The sequence below is a fragment of the Treponema sp. OMZ 305 genome, from assembly GCF_024181325.1.
Classification (GTDB): domain Bacteria; phylum Spirochaetota; class Spirochaetia; order Treponematales; family Treponemataceae; genus Treponema.
Window position 1 is genome coordinate 455,705 of record NZ_CP051300.1, and the last position, 19,845, is coordinate 475,549.

General features: G+C 44.0%; 12 protein-coding genes and 1 pseudogene. 6 read left to right on the forward strand and 7 right to left on the reverse strand.

What is annotated here, in order from left to right:
- Positions 1 to 179: 179 nt before the first annotated feature.
- Together ABK01_RS02090 and ABK01_RS02095 are read left to right on the forward strand one after the other, a co-directional pair.
- Entirely contained in the window at positions 180 to 4,835 is a 4,656-nt protein-coding gene (locus ABK01_RS02090) for an Ig-like domain-containing protein (protein WP_253676074.1), read from the forward strand.
- A gap of 169 nt (positions 4,836 to 5,004) precedes the next feature.
- The gene (locus ABK01_RS02095; RefSeq protein ID WP_253676076.1) at positions 5,005 to 6,426 is read left to right on the forward strand and encodes a small ribosomal subunit Rsm22 family protein; all 1,422 of its coding nucleotides are present in this window, start codon (positions 5,005 to 5,007) and stop codon (positions 6,424 to 6,426) included.
- A gap of 113 nt (positions 6,427 to 6,539) precedes the next feature.
- On the opposite strand, the gene ABK01_RS02100 is transcribed toward ABK01_RS02095, so the two are convergent.
- Positions 6,540 to 8,147, reverse strand: a complete 1,608-nt coding sequence (locus ABK01_RS02100) for a phosphohexomutase domain-containing protein (protein ID WP_253676078.1) — start codon at positions 8,145 to 8,147, stop codon at positions 6,540 to 6,542.
- A gap of 155 nt (positions 8,148 to 8,302) precedes the next feature.
- On the opposite strand from ABK01_RS02100, the gene ABK01_RS02105 reads away from it, so the two are divergent.
- Entirely contained in the window at positions 8,303 to 9,274 is a 972-nt protein-coding gene (locus ABK01_RS02105; RefSeq protein ID WP_253676080.1) for a M23 family metallopeptidase, read from the forward strand.
- A 126-nt stretch (positions 9,275 to 9,400) separates the two neighbouring features.
- A complete protein-coding gene (locus ABK01_RS02110) occupies positions 9,401 to 10,744 on the forward strand; it encodes an ATP-binding protein (protein WP_253676081.1) in 1,344 nt (447 codons plus the stop codon).
- Positions 10,745 to 10,779: 35 nt separating this feature from the next.
- On the opposite strand, the pseudogene ABK01_RS11780 reads toward ABK01_RS02110, so the two are convergent.
- From ABK01_RS11780 to ABK01_RS02135, 6 genes and pseudogenes are all read right to left on the reverse strand, one after another.
- Positions 10,780 to 10,932: pseudogene (locus ABK01_RS11780) on the reverse strand (adenine-specific methyltransferase EcoRI family protein); the annotation flags it as partial.
- Positions 10,933 to 10,954: 22 nt separating this feature from the next.
- Positions 10,955 to 12,874 (reverse strand): serine hydrolase domain-containing protein, encoded by a 1,920-nt coding sequence (locus tag ABK01_RS02115; RefSeq protein WP_253676082.1) that lies wholly within the window; start codon positions 12,872 to 12,874, stop codon positions 10,955 to 10,957.
- Positions 12,867 to 13,547 carry an L-2-amino-thiazoline-4-carboxylic acid hydrolase gene (locus ABK01_RS02120; RefSeq protein WP_253676083.1) on the reverse strand — a complete coding sequence of 227 codons (681 nt, stop codon included), beginning with the start codon at positions 13,545 to 13,547 and terminating at the stop codon, positions 12,867 to 12,869. Before ABK01_RS02120 ends, ABK01_RS02115 begins: the two co-directional genes overlap by 8 nt.
- Complete coding sequence (locus tag ABK01_RS02125) at positions 13,495 to 14,982, reverse strand: ABC transporter ATP-binding protein (protein WP_253676084.1); 1,488 nt, start codon at positions 14,980 to 14,982, stop codon at positions 13,495 to 13,497. The genes ABK01_RS02120 and ABK01_RS02125 overlap by 53 nt, the downstream gene beginning before the upstream one ends.
- Positions 14,979 to 15,677 carry an energy-coupling factor transporter transmembrane component T gene (locus ABK01_RS02130; RefSeq protein WP_162661981.1) on the reverse strand — a complete coding sequence of 233 codons (699 nt, stop codon included), beginning with the start codon at positions 15,675 to 15,677 and terminating at the stop codon, positions 14,979 to 14,981. Before ABK01_RS02130 ends, ABK01_RS02125 begins: the two co-directional genes overlap by 4 nt.
- A gap of 4 nt (positions 15,678 to 15,681) precedes the next feature.
- Positions 15,682 to 16,275 carry an MptD family putative ECF transporter S component gene (locus ABK01_RS02135; RefSeq protein WP_253676085.1) on the reverse strand — a complete coding sequence of 198 codons (594 nt, stop codon included), beginning with the start codon at positions 16,273 to 16,275 and terminating at the stop codon, positions 15,682 to 15,684.
- Between the two features lie 322 nt (positions 16,276 to 16,597).
- On the opposite strand from ABK01_RS02135, the gene ABK01_RS02140 reads away from it, so the two are divergent.
- Both ABK01_RS02140 and ABK01_RS02145 read left to right on the forward strand, forming a co-directional pair.
- Complete coding sequence (locus ABK01_RS02140; protein ID WP_253676086.1) at positions 16,598 to 16,771, forward strand: hypothetical protein; 174 nt, start codon at positions 16,598 to 16,600, stop codon at positions 16,769 to 16,771.
- 220 nt (positions 16,772 to 16,991) lie between these two features.
- Positions 16,992 to 19,823 carry an Eco57I restriction-modification methylase domain-containing protein gene (locus tag ABK01_RS02145; RefSeq protein WP_253676087.1) on the forward strand — a complete coding sequence of 944 codons (2,832 nt, stop codon included), beginning with the start codon at positions 16,992 to 16,994 and terminating at the stop codon, positions 19,821 to 19,823.
- Positions 19,824 to 19,845: the final 22 nt, after the last annotated feature.

Sequence of the window (19,845 nt, forward strand, 5' to 3'; positions counted from 1 at the left end):
CAAGTTTTCGGTATATTGTATCGATACCCTAGGAGGGTGTTCTTATCATACTGCCCTTCTTCTTAATCTAAAATACTATAAAGTTGTAGCGTGCCGGTACTTTCTACAGGTTTGCCGGAAAAAGCTTCCGTATTATGCGAGAGCCTATTTATTTTATAATTTTATAATAAGGAGCTTCTATGAAAAAGCTACTACTGTGTCTCTGTATGTGTCTCTCTATGGCCGCATTTTTGTCTGCAGGCGGTAAAGTAGAAACCCGTACTGTTGAAAATCCCGAAAGCTGGGACGAATCTTTTGATCTCACTGAAAAAAAGCCGGGTAAGTATAATGTACTTGTTACGGCTGAAGATTCGGCGGGTAATATCGGAGAGTCAGGACCCTTTAATATATATATTGATCCCCGCTCCGATCAGCCGGTTGTGTCTATTACAAACCCCTTCAAAAATATGAATATCACGGGTACTTTTAGTGCCTCCGGGACATGTTTTGATGATGACGGTATTGATTTTATCGAAGTAGCGTTGGATGACAATGAGCCTATTCGTGCAAAAGGCAAGCAGTTTTGGACTCAAACTTTTAATACAGCCGATTTGCAAGAAGGTGTACACCGTATTACTGCATGGGGTACCGACATTAACGGATTAAAGAGCGATGGTGTTTCGGTTGCGTTTAACTTGAATTTGCATACGCCTGAAACTCTCATAACAAGTATGGATGACGGCGCTTTAATTTCCGGTAAACAGGTATTAGGAGGAATCGTACGAGATGGAAACGGCGTGAGTAAGCTGTTTTATTCGTTTGACGCAGGGCAGACCTATACACCGCTTTCTCTTAAATATGATAAAAAAGCGGACGGCTTTTCCTTTAAACTTGACATTGATACACAGAAAATGCCTGAGGGTCCGACCGTATGTTGGTTTAAGGCTATTGATAAATTAGGAGCCGAAGGGATTTCTACGTTCTTATTCTTTATCGATAATACGCCTCCCGTGGTTGATTTCTTTTATCCTGCCCCCTCAGAAATAGTGAGCAGCGTTTTTGGAATAGCAGGATTTGCAAACGATTCGGTAAATCTCAAGTCTTTGTCATGGCGAATGGGAAACCAAACAGGGGATTTTGAACTGGTTAAAGGGAATCCTTATTGGGTCAAAGAATTTGATGTGAGCGGTCTTTCAAATAAAACCGAGACAATTGAAATTACCGCCGAAGATATTGCCGGTAATATTACGAAGGTAATGCGGACAATTACTATTGATAAATCGGCGGATGCTCCGCGTCTTACAATAGTACAGCCGGTTGCCAATGCCGTTATCGATAATAGTATGTATCTTGCAGGTTCAATTGAAAGCGCTTCCGGTGTTTCCGAGATACGCTATAGAATTGATCGAGGTGAGGAAATCACCGTGCCTGTCAACATGAGCGCTTTCGGTGTGCCTATTACCGATATAACGAGCGGGACGCATACGGTTTCGGCTTATGCCGTTAATCCGCAAGGTGTAAAAGGTAATACCGAAACCGTATCTTTCTCGGTACTAGGTACCAAGCCCATTATCGGACTTGAGGGTTCCTCCGGTGTTGTACAGTCGGTAGCGCCTAATAGCCGGACTTCTGTTACAATAAATGTCAGTGCAGGGGCGGGACTCGATTCTGTTTCGTATGCTATCGCGGATAATGCTGAAAGTTCCGTTTCTATTAAGAAAGGGGCTGCAAATACGCTTATCCGTATTCCGATTGATTCTTCATTCACCGGCAAGGTGGTACCTGTTGCGGTACAAGCTTCCGATGTATATGGCAGAGCGATTGCTCAAACTATTTTAATAGACTCTCAAGCAACGGCGGAAGAAGAAGCTTTTACATGGGCGGAAGGGAATAAATCTTCTGATGGAACTTTTATTTTATCTGATAACAATATTCTAACGGGTGTGTATCGCCCCGCAGGTGGGGCGGAAATTGCTTCCGTCGAATTAGCCGGTTCTACGATACCTTGCGAGTTATCTTTTTCAGGTCATATCATTACTCTCGCAATCACTGAAGAAGGACTATATAAAAATGTACGAATTACTGTTACCGATACGGAAGGTCGTACCTTTACCTCTTCAGGTATTAATGTTCTGATTGACAAAACTGCTCCGGTTATTAACCTTGCGCTTGCCGAAGAACCGCGATTTATAAAGGAATCGCTGGAATTAGCCGGTACAATTTCCGATATTTCCACATTACAGTCGATAACATACACGGTCGGCGATTCCGAAGCCCAACCGCTTCCTTCCGCTAAGTTCTCTCAGCAAATTGCGCTGGGAAATTATCCTGACGGAGTTATCGTCGTGGGCGTACATGCAGTCGATGTGCTTGGACAGAAAAGCTCTGCGTATCGAACCTTCTATAAAAACGCACAGGGACCGAAGGTGTCGCTTATCCTCCCTCGTGAAGGAGATAAGGTGAACGGTTCTATTTTGGTGGCCTTTAAACCGGATAATTATGCTGTGCTTGAAAAAGTCGAGTATAAACCGGAAGGTTCCAACCAGCCATGGGAGCCGATGGAAATTTCTCCGCTTCCCCATAGAATCATCGGTACGGCATCCGCACCGATCGGTAAAGGAATGCTATTCCGATTTACAGATAAAGCGGGGAATGTCTCGACATATAATGACTATCCTTTTGAAATAGACACTGAGGCGGATAAGCCGATTATTGAAGTCCACTTGCCGGAAGAAGATGCTGTTGTGGTAAAAGATTTTGTTCTTTCCGGCATTATAAATGATGATGACGGCGTTTCAAAAGTCTTTTATCAGATTGACAACGGTGCAATAAAATCTCTTGAAGTAAAGAATACCTTTACGGTTCCGCTTGCTTTAACCGATTTCACGGATAATGAACACACTATTTCGATCTATGCCGAAGATATTTACGGCGTTAAGAGCAATGTATTTAAGCGGAAGGTTCGGGTTTCTCTTGAGCCTCCGTCACTTGCGGTTCAATCACCTGCAAGTACATCCGTAGTAAAAGATATTATTTCTATCAAAGGAACTGCAGCCGATAAAAACGGCATCAAGTCAATTGAGGTGTCGCTTGACAATGGGAATACGTATTCTAAGGCAGAAGGAGGCGAAAACTGGCACTACGATTTTAATACCGCTGTGATTGCCGATGGTACTCATGTAGTGTTCATAAAAGCTATAGACCAGTACGGCGAAGAATCTCGAACCTCTACTTTGGTAAACATTGATAATACGGCGCCGGAACTCAAGTTTGAATACCCAATCCCGGGCGGAAAGTACGATAATGACCTTTTTGTGTCAGGGCAGGTATATGACGAAATCGCTTTAAAAGAAGTCGTTGTTCATATCAAAGGATTACAAGGGCAATCGGTACCGGCAAAGCTTGCAAATACGGTACTGGAGCCGAAGCTTGTCGTCTCCCAAAATATCAATGTTGCAGATCTTCCTGAAGGATCTTATAACCTCGAAATTGTCGGTTCGGATGAAGCAGGAAATGTCACCAATATTGCCCGCAACTTTGTTATTGATCGCAGTAATGATAAAGGAAAGATCGAACTTCTCGCTCCGCTTATGGGAGAAACATTGGTAGGCGAGTTTAATATATATGGAAAGATCTCCAGTACGATTTTCCCTGAATCCGCTACTTTATATATCGATGGTGCGGAACGCGATACTGCCACTATTTCTCCGACCGGTTATTTTAATTTTAGAATAACGCCTGAAGGTATGACCGAAGGAGAGCATAAAATATCAGTTAAAGCGGAAATCGTAAAAAATAAACCGGAAACTTCTGCCGTACATTCGATAGTTTATAAGGCTACCGGTCCGTGGATTACGATTGATAATTTTGCGATGGGTGATTTTGCCGTTGATCGGCCGTATTTGAAAGGCAAGGCAGGATACACTCTTTCCGAAGAAGAGGAGCTGTTACTCAAGGATAAATCTACGGCAGTCGGTGTTCGCGAAGCGCTTGCTGCAAAAAAATTAGTTGCAGTAGAGCTTAGTTTTAATAATGGTAGAACATTTATCCCCCTCGGTTCGAAAGCTAACTGGAAATATCGGCTTGAAACCGGAGATATGGCAGAAGGTGAACATTTCTTGCTCGTGCGTGCCCGAATGGCGAATAATGAAACTGCTGTTTGCCGTATGGTTGTAAGTATTGATAAGACTGCTCCTGTTGTTACCTTGCTTACTCCGGATGAAGGCGGAACGTATAATCAATCTTTGACGTATGCAGGATTAGCAACCGATAATGTTGCAGTTACTAACGTTGCTTTATCTTTACGAAAGGGTGATAAGTACCTTTATGGCATACCAAAGGTCGTACAAGGATTGCATTTTGATGTCGGGTTCTGGGGCGCTACATTGTGGAACACCGGAGTTGGGTTAAGCTTCTTCGGCAGCAATGTGAAATTACAACTTCATTACGGGCAATTCTTGCCATCGCAATGGGATCTATTCTTTAAGGGCAAAAAGATGCGGTACGGTGGCCATGTCGTCAGTATGAAGATTCTTGCAAACGTATTTGAACTGCCTTTTGAATCTTTTGCAGGACCTGATTGGGCGTGGTTATATATGACCGGCGCTTTAGGGGCAGACTTTTCAGTGTTTACTAAAACACAGAAAAGGACAGCGCAAGTTCTTGCAGCTATGCTTGCGCAGATAGAGTTCCCCCGTGTTAAATTGCCTAAAAAGAAAGTCAAGTATTTTAGAAGCTTTGCTGTGTATACGGAAGGTCAGCTTTGGTTTATCCCAACTGATGTCAGCGGTTCAGCCTCAGTAATAAAGAGTGTGCTTCCGCGTATATCGGTCGGTCTCCGCCTTGATGTGTTCTAAAGAAAATGCAGCGCCTTTGGCGCTGCATTTTCTATTTTAAAAGAGGTTTAGCGAGGGTTTAATACCCGCCATTCCGGCAACGCTCTGTATCAGGATTGTTGATTCCAGTATAAAAGTGCCGCCGTTTGCAAAACAAGCTTATTTCTTCTATACTATAACAACAATGAGTATGCAAAAACCGTTCTACGAAAAATTCGTTAAAAAGCAATCTTCATCTCGTACACAAGATAAAGCCAATCAGATTCAGACAGAAGAAAATCGCCGGAATCAGCAATCAAAAGAAAAAACACAATATCAGCAACCTTCCAGACGGAATTCTAACCGAAAAAATGAGCAACATCGCAAAAAGCAAAGCGGTACGCCTTATACCTTCGGAAAGCCGGTTTTTTCCGAACTGACATTAGAAGCAAAAAATATCTTAGAGCATTTTCCTATGTTGTTGGATCAGGTTTTGTCGCTTGATGCAAAAAAGAAACAACTGTTACCGCAGCACATTCATACGCTCTTCCATGAGCTGACGGACGAACGAAGCAGTAGAAAGACGCACTATTTAAATGATCCGGTAAAGCTGTCGGCATACGCGCACTATTATGTCTGGTGGAATTTAGTGCGGCTTACGAAGCTTCTGCAGAATCTTGATATCCGGCTTGATGATCGCGATTATGTGGCAGACTTTGGTTCGGGGCCGCTTACTTTTGTCTGTGCTTTATGGATTGCAAAACCGGAGCTGCGGAAAAAACGGCTGACATGGTATTGCGTGGATATTTCCAATAAAGCGCTCAGCTTCGGTGAAGAGCTTTTTTTAGCGCTCTGTGCATACACCGGTAAAACAAACGGCAACGGAGAAAGTCCGTGGACGATTAAAAAAGTGTGCGGAGCATTCGGTACGGTATTGTCCGAAAAAGTATCGCTGGTAACGGAAGCAAATATGTTCAATGAGATATTTTGGAATAGCCCGCTTTCCCTTGATGAGCAAGCCGAAAAAACGCACCGTACTGTTATGCATTATCTCAAGCCCTTCGGTTCGGTTCTTTTTATTGAACCGGGGATACCGCTTGCCGGTGAATTTTTGAGCCTGTTACGGACGCAGTTTTTAGAGTCCGGTTTTTCTCTATCTGCACCGTGTCCTCATCAGGGGACATGCTGTTTTCCTAATCGACTTCCGCAAACCGGAACAACAAAAACTCCGATAGCTTTTCATAAATGGTGCCATTTTACTTTTGAAACACACGATTCACCTGAGAATCTTCTCCGTCTTTCAGAGGCTTCCCATTTGGGAAAAGAGCGCGCGAGTTTAAGTTTTTTATACGGCACATTGTCTCCATCTTCACTATCTTCTGACAATGCAAAGCGGGATGCTTCCGAGGGAATACCGGTGCGCATCTGTTCGGATATCATCAAACCGAATCCGCAGACTATCGGCAGATATGCCTGTTCGAAAAAAGGTTTTATGCTTATTACCGGTCATGCGTACAAAGAATCCGTGTTAAATACCGCCGTATCGGGCACACTGCTTATCCTGCCGGAAGAGTCAGTGAAGCTTCACCTGCGGGATAAAAAAACACATGCGCTGTTGGTAGAAGTACCGTAAAAGTGGAGGAAAACGATTAGTTCGAACTTGTTATGGACACTATGGACACCATCATGATTGACGCATCTATCGTTTCGTTTTCTTGCATATCCATCCCTCTCTTCGAGCTTTACTTACTCCAGGGCACTTATATCGAGCCGGTCAAAGCCTTGCAGTAATGTGCGGGCGATAGCTTTCAGCTTTACGAGACCGCCTTTTCGGGTGCTTTCGATATTCAGCGGCATAACGGGGTCGTGCAGGGATAAACGGAGCAGCATCCAGCCTTGTGCCTCCGTGCTTTTAAACGAAATACGCACCCCTTCATACGACTGCGGCAGTTCAAAGCCCGCTTTTTCGGCACGCTCTTTAAATGCTTGCAGGATTGACGTGCCGTATTCTTTAAAATCATCGCCGCGTATCTTAAAGCGCAATTCCGTTTCTTCTACCATCGGCGGGAGCTTTTCAATCAGGCTTTCGATATTTTTTCCTGCGTGCTTTGCGTTCGCAAGCGCCGTTACCAGCTTTACCGCAAGAAAGGCTCCGTCATCGAGGTAGTAATTGTCTTTCAGCGCGCCGTGTCCGGACGTTTCCATCGCCAGCGGGCTGGTAATCCCCTGCTCATTCAATTCGCGGCATTTGTTGATCACGTTTTTGTAGCCGCGCATATACCGCAGATGGATAAGTCCTAGCTCCTGTTCAAGGAAGAAGGTCAGCCGGTCGGAAGTTACCGAATCGGTAACGATGGTGCTGTGCGGGTATTCGGGCGCAAGGATTGCCGCCGTCATTGCGATGATCGCATCGCGGTTGACTTCCGTTCCGTCGGACAGCACTGCCGACATGCGGTCAACATCCGTGTCGAAAATCAGCCCCAAATCGGAATGGCTTTGCACGGTAGCGTTTTTTGCCGCTTCCATCGCCGCCTTGTTTTCGGGATTGGGAATATGATTGGGAAAGGTGCCGTCCGGTTCAAGGAAGCGGCTGCCGCTGATATCGGCTCCAAGTGCTTTTAATACCTGCTTTGCGAAAAAGCCGCCCGCACCGTTCCCTGCATCGACCGCGATTTTTAAGTTTGCAAGCGGCTTTTCGGCATGGAAATTCAAGCCTTTCCGGATTGCGTCTTGCAGGTGTTTTGAGTACCGCGCAATTAAATCGAATGGCCGACATTTCGGGGAGCCGCTGTCTCCGGTATGAGCATGGGCACTTTTGATATTGGGGTGCTGAGTTTCTGCGCTCTGTTGAGTGGTACTATCCGGCGAAACGACAGAACTTTGCCGTGCTGTAGTATCATACTGTGCAGCGGCGCTGCGTAAAATTTCCGTGATGTCGGCGCGTTCAAGCCCGCCGGATTTATCGAAGAACTTGAACCCGTTCCTGTTGAAGGGGAGGTGGCTTGCGGTAATCATAATTGCGCCGTCAAAGTTTGTTTCTTCAAATACGGTACCCATAAACATTGCCGGTGTGGTAGCAAGCGAGCAGCGCACGATAGTAACCTGCTGCGCCGCAAGCCCTTCGATGAGTGCATTTTCAAGCGCTTCGCCGGAAAGCCGGGAGTCCCGCCCGATACCGATTACCAGCGATTCCGTACCTCGTCCTGTTTTAGCGGAAAGCCAGAGCGCAAACGCCGTACCAATGTTCCGGCAGACTTCGGTCGTTAAATTTACGTGTTCGCCGTCAACGCCTTCCAGCGCAACGCCGCGGATATCGCTTCCATTTTGCAGTTTCAAAAAATCATGTTCGTTCATAGTGTGTTTATTATAGCAAAAAAATGCGTGTGGGGTAGAGGGGAAAGCGCGGCTTTTAGTCGGAGAGAGCCCCCTCGCAAAATGATGATCTGATGATATAGCTTGCTTGATATATAAAACTGCGGTACCATTAGGGAATGAGCAGGAATATAAACATGAACAAAAGATTTTTTTATTGGTTTATTATCAGCATTGCTGTTGCACAGGTATTTGCGGTTGAGATGATACATTTTCAGGAACAAACGTATAGCGGCTCCGTAACCTATAACGAAAAGGCTCAGCCGGGAGACGCAGTATTCGTACGTCTTTCGCTGAAGTTTGACGGTGCTGTGCGCAAGGAAACTTTGAAAAATCCTGCTGCTATTTTGCAGCTCTTTAAGGGAAAAGAGCGAGCTGCTACCGCGCAATTTTTCTTTACACATCCTAAAAATCGCAGTGCGGAAACGGCTGATATGCTTGCGGGTATTCCGCTTTCGACATGGCTTTCCGGTGAGGAGACGTATTCACTTAAAGTGATTATTTCAACAGGGGATGCACAGAAAAAAGAAATAACGCTGCCCTTTGGTATTCAGAAAAAACAATTTGTTTCCGAGCGTATTGTGCTTGATGCACGGAATACGGGGATTAGAAAAGATGCGAGTCCGGAACGTCGTGCACAAATTGAAAAACTTAATGCAATTCTTGCAACGGTTACACCGCAGGATGTGTATACATTGAAGCCGTTTACGATTCCGGTAGATTCAAAACGTATAACGTCCGGTTTTGGGGATCGCCGTGTCTTTGAATACACTGACAAAAAGACAAGCACTTCGCTGCATTACGGAATAGATTATGGAGTGCCGACAGGAACGCCTGTTCACTCTTGTGCCGAGGGAAAGGTTGTGCTGGCGGAAAACCGTATTTCTACCGGCTGGAGTGTGGTGATAGAACATTTGCCGGGGCTTTATAGCCTCTATTACCACATGGATTCGCTGAACGTGCAAGAAGGTCAATATGTCAAACAAGGGGAAAAGCTTGGCCTTTCAGGTGCAACGGGACTTGCAACCGGTCCGCATCTGCACTGGGAGATACGTTTAAATATGGAAGCGGTAAATCCCGAATTCTTTTTGAAAGAGTTTAGTTTTTAGAGGGAAGGGGGGCATCCTCATCTATTACCAAAAAATTAAGGAGCTTGCAAAAAAACAAAATAATGGGTATATTTCTATTAGAAATTATTCATAGACTTTGAAAAATTCGTAATAGGAATAAGAAAAATGGCTTTTAAGCGGAATGTGTATCTAGATCGTCTCAAAGCGAGAGAGAAAAATGGGCTTATAAAAATCATCACAGGAAGCCGCCGTGCCGGAAAATCCTATTTACTGAACGAGATTTTTTATTCGTATCTTAGAGATAAAGGAATACGAGAAAATCAGATTATAAAATTTGCCTTTGATTCGGATGAATATCTTGATTTCCTCGATTCATATTTTCCGGAAGAATCGTCACGTATTTTGCAGAAAAATGGAACGTATCTTGTAAACGCAAAAAAGTTTAGAGCTTTCATAAAAGATAAAACAAGCGATGAAGCAGATTTTTATCTTCTTCTTGATGAAGTGCAGCTGCTTGAAAATTTTGTAGGAACTTTAAACAGCCTCTTGAGACATTCCAATTTTGATGTGTATGTAACCGGCTCAAATTCGAAATTTCTTTCCTCTGATATTGTCACGGAATTTAAAGGACGTGGAAGTGAAGTTCATATTTTGCCCTTAAGCTTTTCTGAATATTGCGAAGGTTTAAAATTAAAGCCCGAAGAAGCGTGGAAATCATATATTGTAACAGGCGGAATTCCTCTTGTGGCATTGATGAAGACTGATGAGGAGCGTTTTTCGTATCTAAAAAATCTTTGCGAAGAAACCTACTTAAAAGACATCATCGAACACAATAGAATCAGAAAGCAGTCAGAGCTTGCTGAAACTTTTGATATAATTGCTTCTATGATTGGCTCTCTTGTAAATTCCTTAAAACTTGCAAACACTTTTAAGACACTCACAAAAAAAGATATTACCGACTGTACAATTACGACCTTTATTGATTATTTTGAAGACGCATTTTTAATTTCAAAGGCAAAAAAATTTAACATCAAGGAGAAAAAGTACATATCTTCGCCATTCAAAATTTATTTTGAAGACATTGGCGTTCGTAATGCTCGTCTTAACTTCCGCCAGATTGAAGAAAGTCATATTATGGAAAATATTTTGTACAATGAACTTCGCTACCGTGGATTTTTAGTCGATGTTGGAGAGGTGCATGTAAACGAGAAGACAGAAAAACGTGATGTAAATGGAAAAAATATTTACGCACAAAAACAGCTTGAAGTTGATTTTGTTGCAAGTTCAGGAAGTCAAAAATTTTACATTCAGTCGGTGTTGAATATGGACTCAAGTGAAAAAGAAATGCAGGAAAAAAAATCTCTTTATAATATTGACGATTCGTTTAAGAAATTTGTAATAACCAAAAATAATTTGAATTCTTCAACTGATGAAAAAGGAATTGTTACGATTAATTTGTTTGATTTTCTAATGGGAGACGGGCTCTCCGTCTCGAATAAGCTCGGCTGATAGTGCTTATACGTTTTACTTTCGACGGCGTAGCTGGTGCTGATGAGTTTTTTTAATCCGAATGCTGCAAAGTTCTGTGCAAAGAATTTGGTAAAATTGCTCCATTCCGGATCGTCGCACGGTAAGAGAATGGTTTTACCTTTGAATACATTAGGATTATATTCAATGTACGCATTTACCTCACTCATACATACCCCTTATATATAAAAATTACACGGCATGAAAAAAGCCCAAACAAACCGACGAGTACAGCTGCACCGCACAGGCGGCGGAAAACATCACTGCCGCAGCGAAACGTTTTCTATAAAACAAGTACACACAGCTGCATATCATGCACAGTGCGCATGCGGCATTTATCGCAACTATAAGATTCATCTGAACCGAATCTATCGTATAAATTGCAAACCAATTGCGCATTCCCGCAATTATGCTCACATCCGCAATTAAGCCGCATGCGGTGCATAGAACTTTTGGCAGCCGGTCGAAGCCTGCACGTATAGTAGGTGCGGATTTAATCGTCTGGCGCAGCGAGCGAATGCCCGACACTGCAAGGGCTATACCGGATCCAAGCCAAAATACAAAGGCTAGTACAAAAGTTGTTATACACGACAGCAAAAAACCGGTGGTATACATTCCTTTTGCCGGAACATAATCATGCGCAAGAAAAAAAGTCATGGAAAGGACATCTCCGTTTTCGGTTTTAAAAGCAACGTATTGTTCTTCCGGCAGCGCTTCTTCGCAATAAAAGCGGTTGTTTCCGATTGATCGATACGCGAGGCTTTTACCGTCGCTTCTTTTTTTCAGTACAATACCGTCCGTATTTTGTTGTATGGAAATCATTTGCATATAACCGTTCAGTTTTCCCGCGTGAGTCCACATGGAACGCGCCGGAAAATATTCGCCCGAAAACCGTGCAAAGTCCGCCGTATCGGTACCGACAGCGGCATTTGTACCGGCATTTCCATTTGTATTTGCGCTCGTTTCCTTGCCGGCTTGCGTCCGATCGCTTTGAATAAGTTCATTCATAAGACTGCGGCAAAAATCGGATTCCATAACATTCGTTGCAATGAGGATTGCGCGCTCCCGCTCCGGCTGAACCCACAGCTGGGTTTGAAAACCGTAAGTTCCGCCCTCGTGCCCGAATATGCCGTTGTCTGCCGCATGCTCCCAAAAGCCGTGCGCAAGCCCCGAAGCGGCTCCGAAAGAACGGTATGTTTCGCCGAACAGCTTGTCCTTCGTCGCAGGATCCGAAAACAAAAGCGAAGGCTCGCCGCTTTTTTTTGCCAATTCAGATGCGTATTTTATGAGCGCGTTCGGCGTTCCATTTAATGAACCTGCGGGGTACAGCCGTAAGCTCATAAAATCTTCTTTGCGAAATCCTTTTTTCGAATACGAGTACCCGTTTATTTTTCTTTTGAGCGTTTCGGCGCTCCACTGTGGTTTCAGCTCCACGTCTTGAATGCCGAGCGGCGCAAAGATGTGTTCGGAAACGTACCCGTCAAAACTTTGTCCGCTTACCCGTTCTACGATAAAACCCGCAAGTGCCGCGCCCCAGTTTGAGTACGCCGACACGCTTCCCGGCTCAAATACTTGCGTCGGCTGATGTGCGGACAATATGTCGGCGAGCGGCTTTACCGGCTGTTCGTTCAAATAACGAAAATCGATTAAATATTCTTCAAAACCTGCCGTATGGTTCATTAAGTCGAGCATGGTAATGGACGCATCGTATCGTATGTTGCGCAAAAAGTTCTCGGGAAGATAGCGCCGTATGTCCGCGTTAAGGTCAAGCAAGCCTTTTTCTTCAAGTTGCAGTGCGCTTACCCATACGAGCGTTTTGGTAATGGAACCCCACTCAAAAAAATCGGTATCGGGCCGTATGCGCTGTTGTGTGTCGAGGTTTGCGTATCCGTAGCATTTTGAAAAAACGGCAGTACCGTGTTCGGCGATGATAATGCATGCTCCCGGAACGCTCTTTCCAACATAGGATGCAGCTACGCCGTCGACGATGCTTTCGTATCCGCTTTTTACCGGTTGTACATCTTGCGCGGCGGCACAGAGGCAAAGAAAAAATACCGCTGCACGGCATAAACGGCGGAAAACATCACTAAGCGACCGTAACGTTTTATACATGATTTCCCGCCTTTTTGCCCTTGTCTTTGCCGCGTTTGTTTTCGATGCGTGTATTTTTGGTACGTTCATTGTAAAAAACGAAATCGCAAATATCATCGCCGTTGCCGATAGTGCGTGTGCGCGCCCAGCGGATTGTCGGAATGCTTCCGTATACGACATCGTCGCTTTCGCAAAAAATCGCGGTCAGTTCGCTTACTTTGTGCTGCGTAAAAATATCGGCATAAAAGCAGCGACTGCAATCCCATTTGAGCGCGCGGCGGTCGTTTTGTTTCCATGTAAAATCCCAGCCGCTCGGACCGAAAGTCGTTTTTAACGATAGGGGAGTCATAAGACGCATAAGCGAAAAACCGAACGGCAGTGTACCGATTTTTTGAAACGCCCTTTTTTGTTTCTCCGAATCCGACAGCACGGAAGCGCGCACGGCTTCAAACGCTTGCTCTTTTGTTTTTCCGGCTGCAAGGAGTATTTTGTATGCGGCGACGGCAGGCAGTATTGACTTTTTTAAGTGGCGCGCCAGCATTGCGTTTGCAAAAGATTGTTCGCTTAAAAGGTGTTTATATTCGCTTTCCATACGCAGTACAAGCGCTGCGGTTTTCTCCGCCGAATTGTTCGACAACGTATCAACCAGACTTTTCATCTGAGTTCCGTACAGCAATAATTTTTGTTTTTGCATTTTCGCTCCTTGTCCGCTTTTTATTGATATAATCAATATTCATCACGCGCGTGCAGGCTGTTTCTATGAGTTCATAATCGTGGGTAATAACGATTACTAATTTATTTTGCCGTGCAAGTTCTTTAAGCAAACGGGCAACTTGGTGCATACTGTGTAAATCCAAACCGCTGGTAGGCTCGTCAAAGACAAGTAATTGTTTGCCGCAAATCATACTGACCGCCACCGCAAGCCGTTGGCGCTGTCCGCCTGATAAAGCAAGCGGGTGTCTGTCTTTGTATTCATTTAACCCCATAGCGCGCAGTGCATGTTCTATTTGTGCTGCATTCGCTTCTTTGATTCCGAGTGTGCATTCGGCTTGTACACTGTCGGTAAAAAGTTGATGTCCGACATCCTGCATAACCATATACGAAATATTCTTCCGCTCCCGGTTGTTCAAACGGTGAGCGTTTAACCTTACCGTACCGCAAGATTTTTGAAGTCCGCACAGCACTCGTGCCAGCGTCGTTTTTCCCGACCCGTTTTTACCGGTAATTGCAAGGATTTCTCCTGCACGAACTTCAAACGAAACACCGTTAAGGATTGTGTGTTTTCCGATTTGTACCGACAGGTTTTCCGCTGTTAAAACGGTTGAACCGTTCATTCCGTCAGCCATTTCGCAACGCATATCACACTCTTGGCTGGATTCCGGTACAATGCATGTGCGTGCCCGCAAACCGAACTCGCTGTACGGCTTCTCTGCAAGATCGTTAAATTCGCGTGCGCTCAAATCTTTTTCAATCCTGCCGTTTTTCATAAAAAGCACCCTGTCGATAATATCCGTTACATACCACAGCCGGTGCTCGGATACGATAACCGTCAATCCCCCATTTTTTGCTTTTTTTAAAAGACGCGCCAACTCCAATATGGAGTGATAATCCAAATTGGATGACGGCTCGTCCAACACCAGTACTTTCGGAAAAGCGGCATACGCAGATGCAAAAGCGATTTTTTGTTTTTCGCCACCGGACAGTTCAAAAATGTTTTTACAGCGCAATCGCTGCAAATTTAACTCGGCGGTTACGGCTTCCAAGCGTTCCAAAATGTCGTTTACAGGCATTCCTCGATTTTCCATACCGAATACGATTTCGCTGTCGGTGTCCGCATTAAAAAACTGCGTGCGCGGATTTTGGAACACCGAGCCGACCGTATCCGATATATCCGCTATGGGTGTGGCGGACGTTTCCCTGCCGGCAACGCGGACGCTTCCCGAAAGATTGCCTGAAAAAAAATGCGGTATAAGTCCGTTTATAAGTCTTGTTATTGTCGTTTTGCCGCATCCGCTTGCACCGCACACAAGGACGAATTGTCCTTCCGGTATTGCAAACGAAATATCGTGCACGGCGCCCGTTCCGTTTTCGGTATATGAAAATGAAACCGAATTGAATTCCACCATCATACCGGCAGTACTCCATTTGAGCGTAAAAACAACAGCACAATACCGGCGTAAACCGCCAGCACAAGCACATCGAAAACGGAAAACCGCACGGTTTCGATACACGTTCTGCGCTGCACGTGATCGATACCCCTCGTGACAGCAGCTTGTGTAATTTCATCGGAAATTTTTGAAGCGGAAACCAACATCGGTACGTAAATGTATTCCATCGTCTTTATCGGTCGGCGCAGTACGGCCGGAAAAGACGTCGACAATCCGCGAAGCGCCATCGCTTCTTTTATAAACGTCCACTCTTCCTTCATCGTCGGAAAGTATCTGAGCGTAATGCTCAAGGCAACGGCAAAACCTTTGGGAATATGCATTTTATACAGAGCCGCCATAAAGCGGCTTACCTGCGTTGTTGCAATCAAAAAATTCCCAAGCATAAGGCAGGGAATGAGTTTTCTGATGTATACCGAAAACACATAGACAATACTTCCCGCCGTCGCCGGCATAAGCGGCACCAACATGTACTGCAGCGCAACAAGAGCACTGAACAAAAGTCCGTAGGAAAATGCAATTTTCAGCCGTTTTGCCGTACACAGCAAAACAAACGGAAAAACCGCAAACAAACATTCAATGAACAGATTGTCGTTCAAAAATACCGTTATGCCGGTAATCGCCAAAATAAACAATTTTGTTCTCGGATCGAGTTTCATACAACTACACAATACCCGCTTTTTCAAAATGCTTGCGCAAAATACGTTTGCCGATTAAACCGCCGAGGATGGCGCACAGCAGTGTAATTGCAGTCATTGCCGGAAGCACCCATACGCTCGTACCGATTGTGTGAATGATTTGCTCAAAGGCGGCTGTGTTCCCCTTTTTTTTCATAAAAGCGTCAAATTGTGCGGGAAGCAGCGCCATAGGAACGTATGCGCCGAAGGGAGCAAGTGCCATTATGCAATATGCGGTAAGATTTTTTTTAAACGACTGAAAATGCCCCGACGCGCAAATACAGTCGGCCGCAATACCGAACAGCACAAAAAAAAGGCTCATCATCCAAAACATGCCGGTGATAAAAAGCAAAATGCCGCCGATAACACCGAGGCAGGTTAATGCGCCGCGCTTCGGAATTTTTGCAACATAGAGCATAAAGACGGTACCTGTAAACAGCGCAATACATGCAGGCATTAAAGGAAACGTGAGCGGCGTCATCTGCGCTATGCCGCCGACAACAAAAGCGACAACCGAATAAATCAGCGAAAAAATTCCTATCGAAATAAAGTCTTTTGTTTGTAATTTTTTTTGTTCCATTGCCGCCCCTTTCCTGTTTTTAGTATTTTATATCACTGATATATATCAATGATATATATTAAACGGAAAAGTTTGTCAAGGACGAACGTTTGGAACAATGTTAGATTTTGTTTCCATAATAACGAGACAATTTTGAAATGATTATATCTTCAAAATTTCTTTGGCCATCAAAAATTGTGTGAACTATTACTTTGTCTTCCGAAATTTCATACACAATTCTATAGTAACCTTGAATTAATTCTCTGTATCGTTTTTACAAACTCGTCCGAGTGTGCTATAATGTACGCTATATTCAAATGCGAAAGCGGAGTAGGGGTAGACGATGTCCATTAAGGCAAAAGACATGACGATGGCGGAACGCAAGGAACGTGTAGCACAGCTGGTAAGTCAATTTAAGGAAAATGAGCCCTTTTATCTTTCCAAGAATTTTGTGGAAAGCGAAGTGCGCAATAAGTTTATCGATCCGCTGCTTGAATGTCTGAAATGGGATGTTTAACTTCGGCTGCTAATATAGCGCATCCGAAGTTAAACGTCGAGTTTTACTTACGTAAAACATCGCAAAATTAATTATGCTTTTTCACTGCGTTGTAAAAGCATAACAATTCAGCAGCCTCGAAATTTGAAAATTTCTTCGTTGCCGAATTGATAAGGATGTCAAAAACGAGAAAGGAGCGCGGCATGACCGGCAGGAGGTTATTACCGAAGACCGTGTGGTGATGAACGGGCAGGTGAAGCATCCCGACTATACACTCTGTTACGGCGGCGAGCGGAAGATGTATGTGGAAGCAAAGCAGCCGAGTGTTGACCTTAAAACAAATCCCGAACCGGCGCTGCAGGTGCGGCGGTATGCGTATACCTCAAAGATGCCGATTGCGGTGCTGACGGACTTTCAGGAATTGGCAATTTACGATACGCGGATTAAGCCGTCCGAAAAAGACACTGCCGCCACTGCCCGCATTGAGTATCTGACTTACGATCAGCTCTCTGAAAATTTTGAATCGTTGTATGATAAAATCAGTTGGGATGCCGTCGATCTTGGTAAGTTCGATACCTATTACGAAGGGACGAAGGATAAGCGGGGGACGGCAACTGTCGATGATGATATTTTAAATATGATCGAAAAATGGCGGATGGTTCTTGCCGAAGATATTGCGTTGCATAATGACGGAATCGATGCATTCAATTTGACGGGCGCTGTGCAGAAAATTATTGACCGGCTGCTCTTCTTACGGATTTGTGAAGATAAAGAAATTGAAGAAGGAAATCAGCTTAAAAAAATCGCGGAGCAAAAAACGGCTATTTATAAAAATGTGCAGCGGCTTTTTGAAAATGCGAATGCTAAATTCAATGCAGGGTTGTTTGCTTCCGACCAATGGCTTGACGAACTTGCTGTTGCGGATAAAACGCTTATCAGTATTATCAATGCGCTCTATTATCCTGAATGTCAGTATGAGTTCAGCGTGCTGCCGGTTGAAATACTCGGTTCCATTTATGAACGCTTTTTGGGAAAGATTATCCGCTTTACGCGCAAAACGAAGAACGGGCACAGCATAGAAATTCTTGAAAAGCCGGAAGTGCAAAAAGCTGGGGGTGTGTATTATACGCCGCCTTATATCGTTAAATACATCGTTGAAAACACAATCGATAAAAAGCTTGCAGGCAGAACGCCTGATGATGTAAGCCGTTTGCGTTTTGTTGATCCTGCATGCGGTTCGGGGAGTTTTCTTGTCGGGGCGTATCAGTATTTGCTGGACTGGCACTTGGATTGGTATTATGCGGAAGCGCGGCGAGCGCAGGTAGAGAAGAAGGGGCTTATCTACAAAGATGCGGCAACGCAAGGATATAAGCTGAGCATTGAAGAGAAAAAACGTATTTTACTAAACAATATCTACGGTGTGGATATCGACGCACAGGCGGTGGAGGTAACAAAGCTTTCGCTCTTTTTGAAGCTCTTGGAAAATGAGGGCAAGGCTCTTTCCGCAACGGGACAGGCCGCACTGTTCAGAACGAGCGACATACAGGCAAAAATTTTACCGGATATGTCGCACAATATTAAATGCGGGAACAGCCTTATCGGAACGGATTACTACACGGGTAAGGATTTAACACTGTTTGGTATAGAGGAACAACGCAAGGTGAACGCCTTTGACTGGGATGCTCAGTTTCCGGGCATATTTGCAGACGGCGGTTTTGATTGCGTGATTGGGAATCCGCCGTATGTAAAAGAATATACCGATACAGGCTGCTTTGAAGGTTTACATAATCATCCTTGCTATCAAGGAAAAATGGATTTGTGGTATTTTTTCGGATATCAAGGGATTCGGTTTGCAAAAGAAAACGGATTAGTCGGATTTATCGCACCGAATAATTGGATAACAAATGCGGGGGCTTCTTTGTTTAGGGATTTTGTATTGGATAATGCAAAGATAGTAACGTATACGGACTTCGGCAATTACAAGGTATTTGAAACCGCCTCAATTCAAACAATGATATACATTATGCAAAAAACGAAAATGAATGAGTGTTATTCGGTTGAATATTCGCGGCTTAATAATGCCCACGCCGAACTGTCTGAAGTGCTTGATTTTTTAGCGGGGAACGGAGAAGAAAATATAACCCGGTTCGAAGCGGAAATTGTAAAAAATGTCTGTAAAGATACATATATTCTCTTTTTGAATAAGAAAAATTCTGTCATTCTTAATCATATAAAAAGAAACAGTAATGCAGGGCTTACAGAAGGCGAAATTGCACAAGGGATTGTAGCGCCTCAAGATTTTTGTAATAGAGCCTCTGCTTTAACATTAGGTGATGAAAATCTGCAAGGTACAGGCATATTCAATCTTTCGATGGATGAATATAATGCACTCAATTTATCGTCCGAAGAAAAGGAATTGGTAAAACCCTTTTACACTTCGACAGAGTTGCATAAATATTACGGCAACGCAAATAATAAACTATGGGTGATATATACAACGTCAAAGTTTAAAAATAAAAGCGAAATGAAAGCATATCCAAATCTCAAAGCGCATCTTGACAAATTTATCCAAGTGATTACATCTGATAATAAACCGTATGGGTTGCACCGTGCGCGGGATGAGAAATTTTTCAGAGGGGAAAAGATCGTTTCATTACGGAAAACAGCGGAACCGTGCTTTACCTACACTGATTTTGATTGCTATGTTTCACAGAGTTATAATGTTATTAAAACCGAACGGTTCAATCTTAAATTCTTAACCGCCATATTAAATTCCAATGTGATTAAGTTCTGGCTGCGCTATAAGGGAAAAATGCAAGGGGATAACTTTCAGGTAGATAAAGAACCCCTGCTTGAGTTACCCTTGATTGTCCCAACAGAATCGGAGCAGGCACATTTAAGTGTGTTGGCTGACCAGATGATTACCGCACAGGAACAGCTGAACAGTGCAACCTCCGATTCTGATAAGAACTTCTTACAACAGCGGGTTGATATTTTGGATAAGCAGATAAATACTGTTGTATATGGGCTGTATGGCCTGACGGCGGATGAGGTGAAGATTGTGGAGAATTAAGAACGCAAAGATAAAAGGAGAG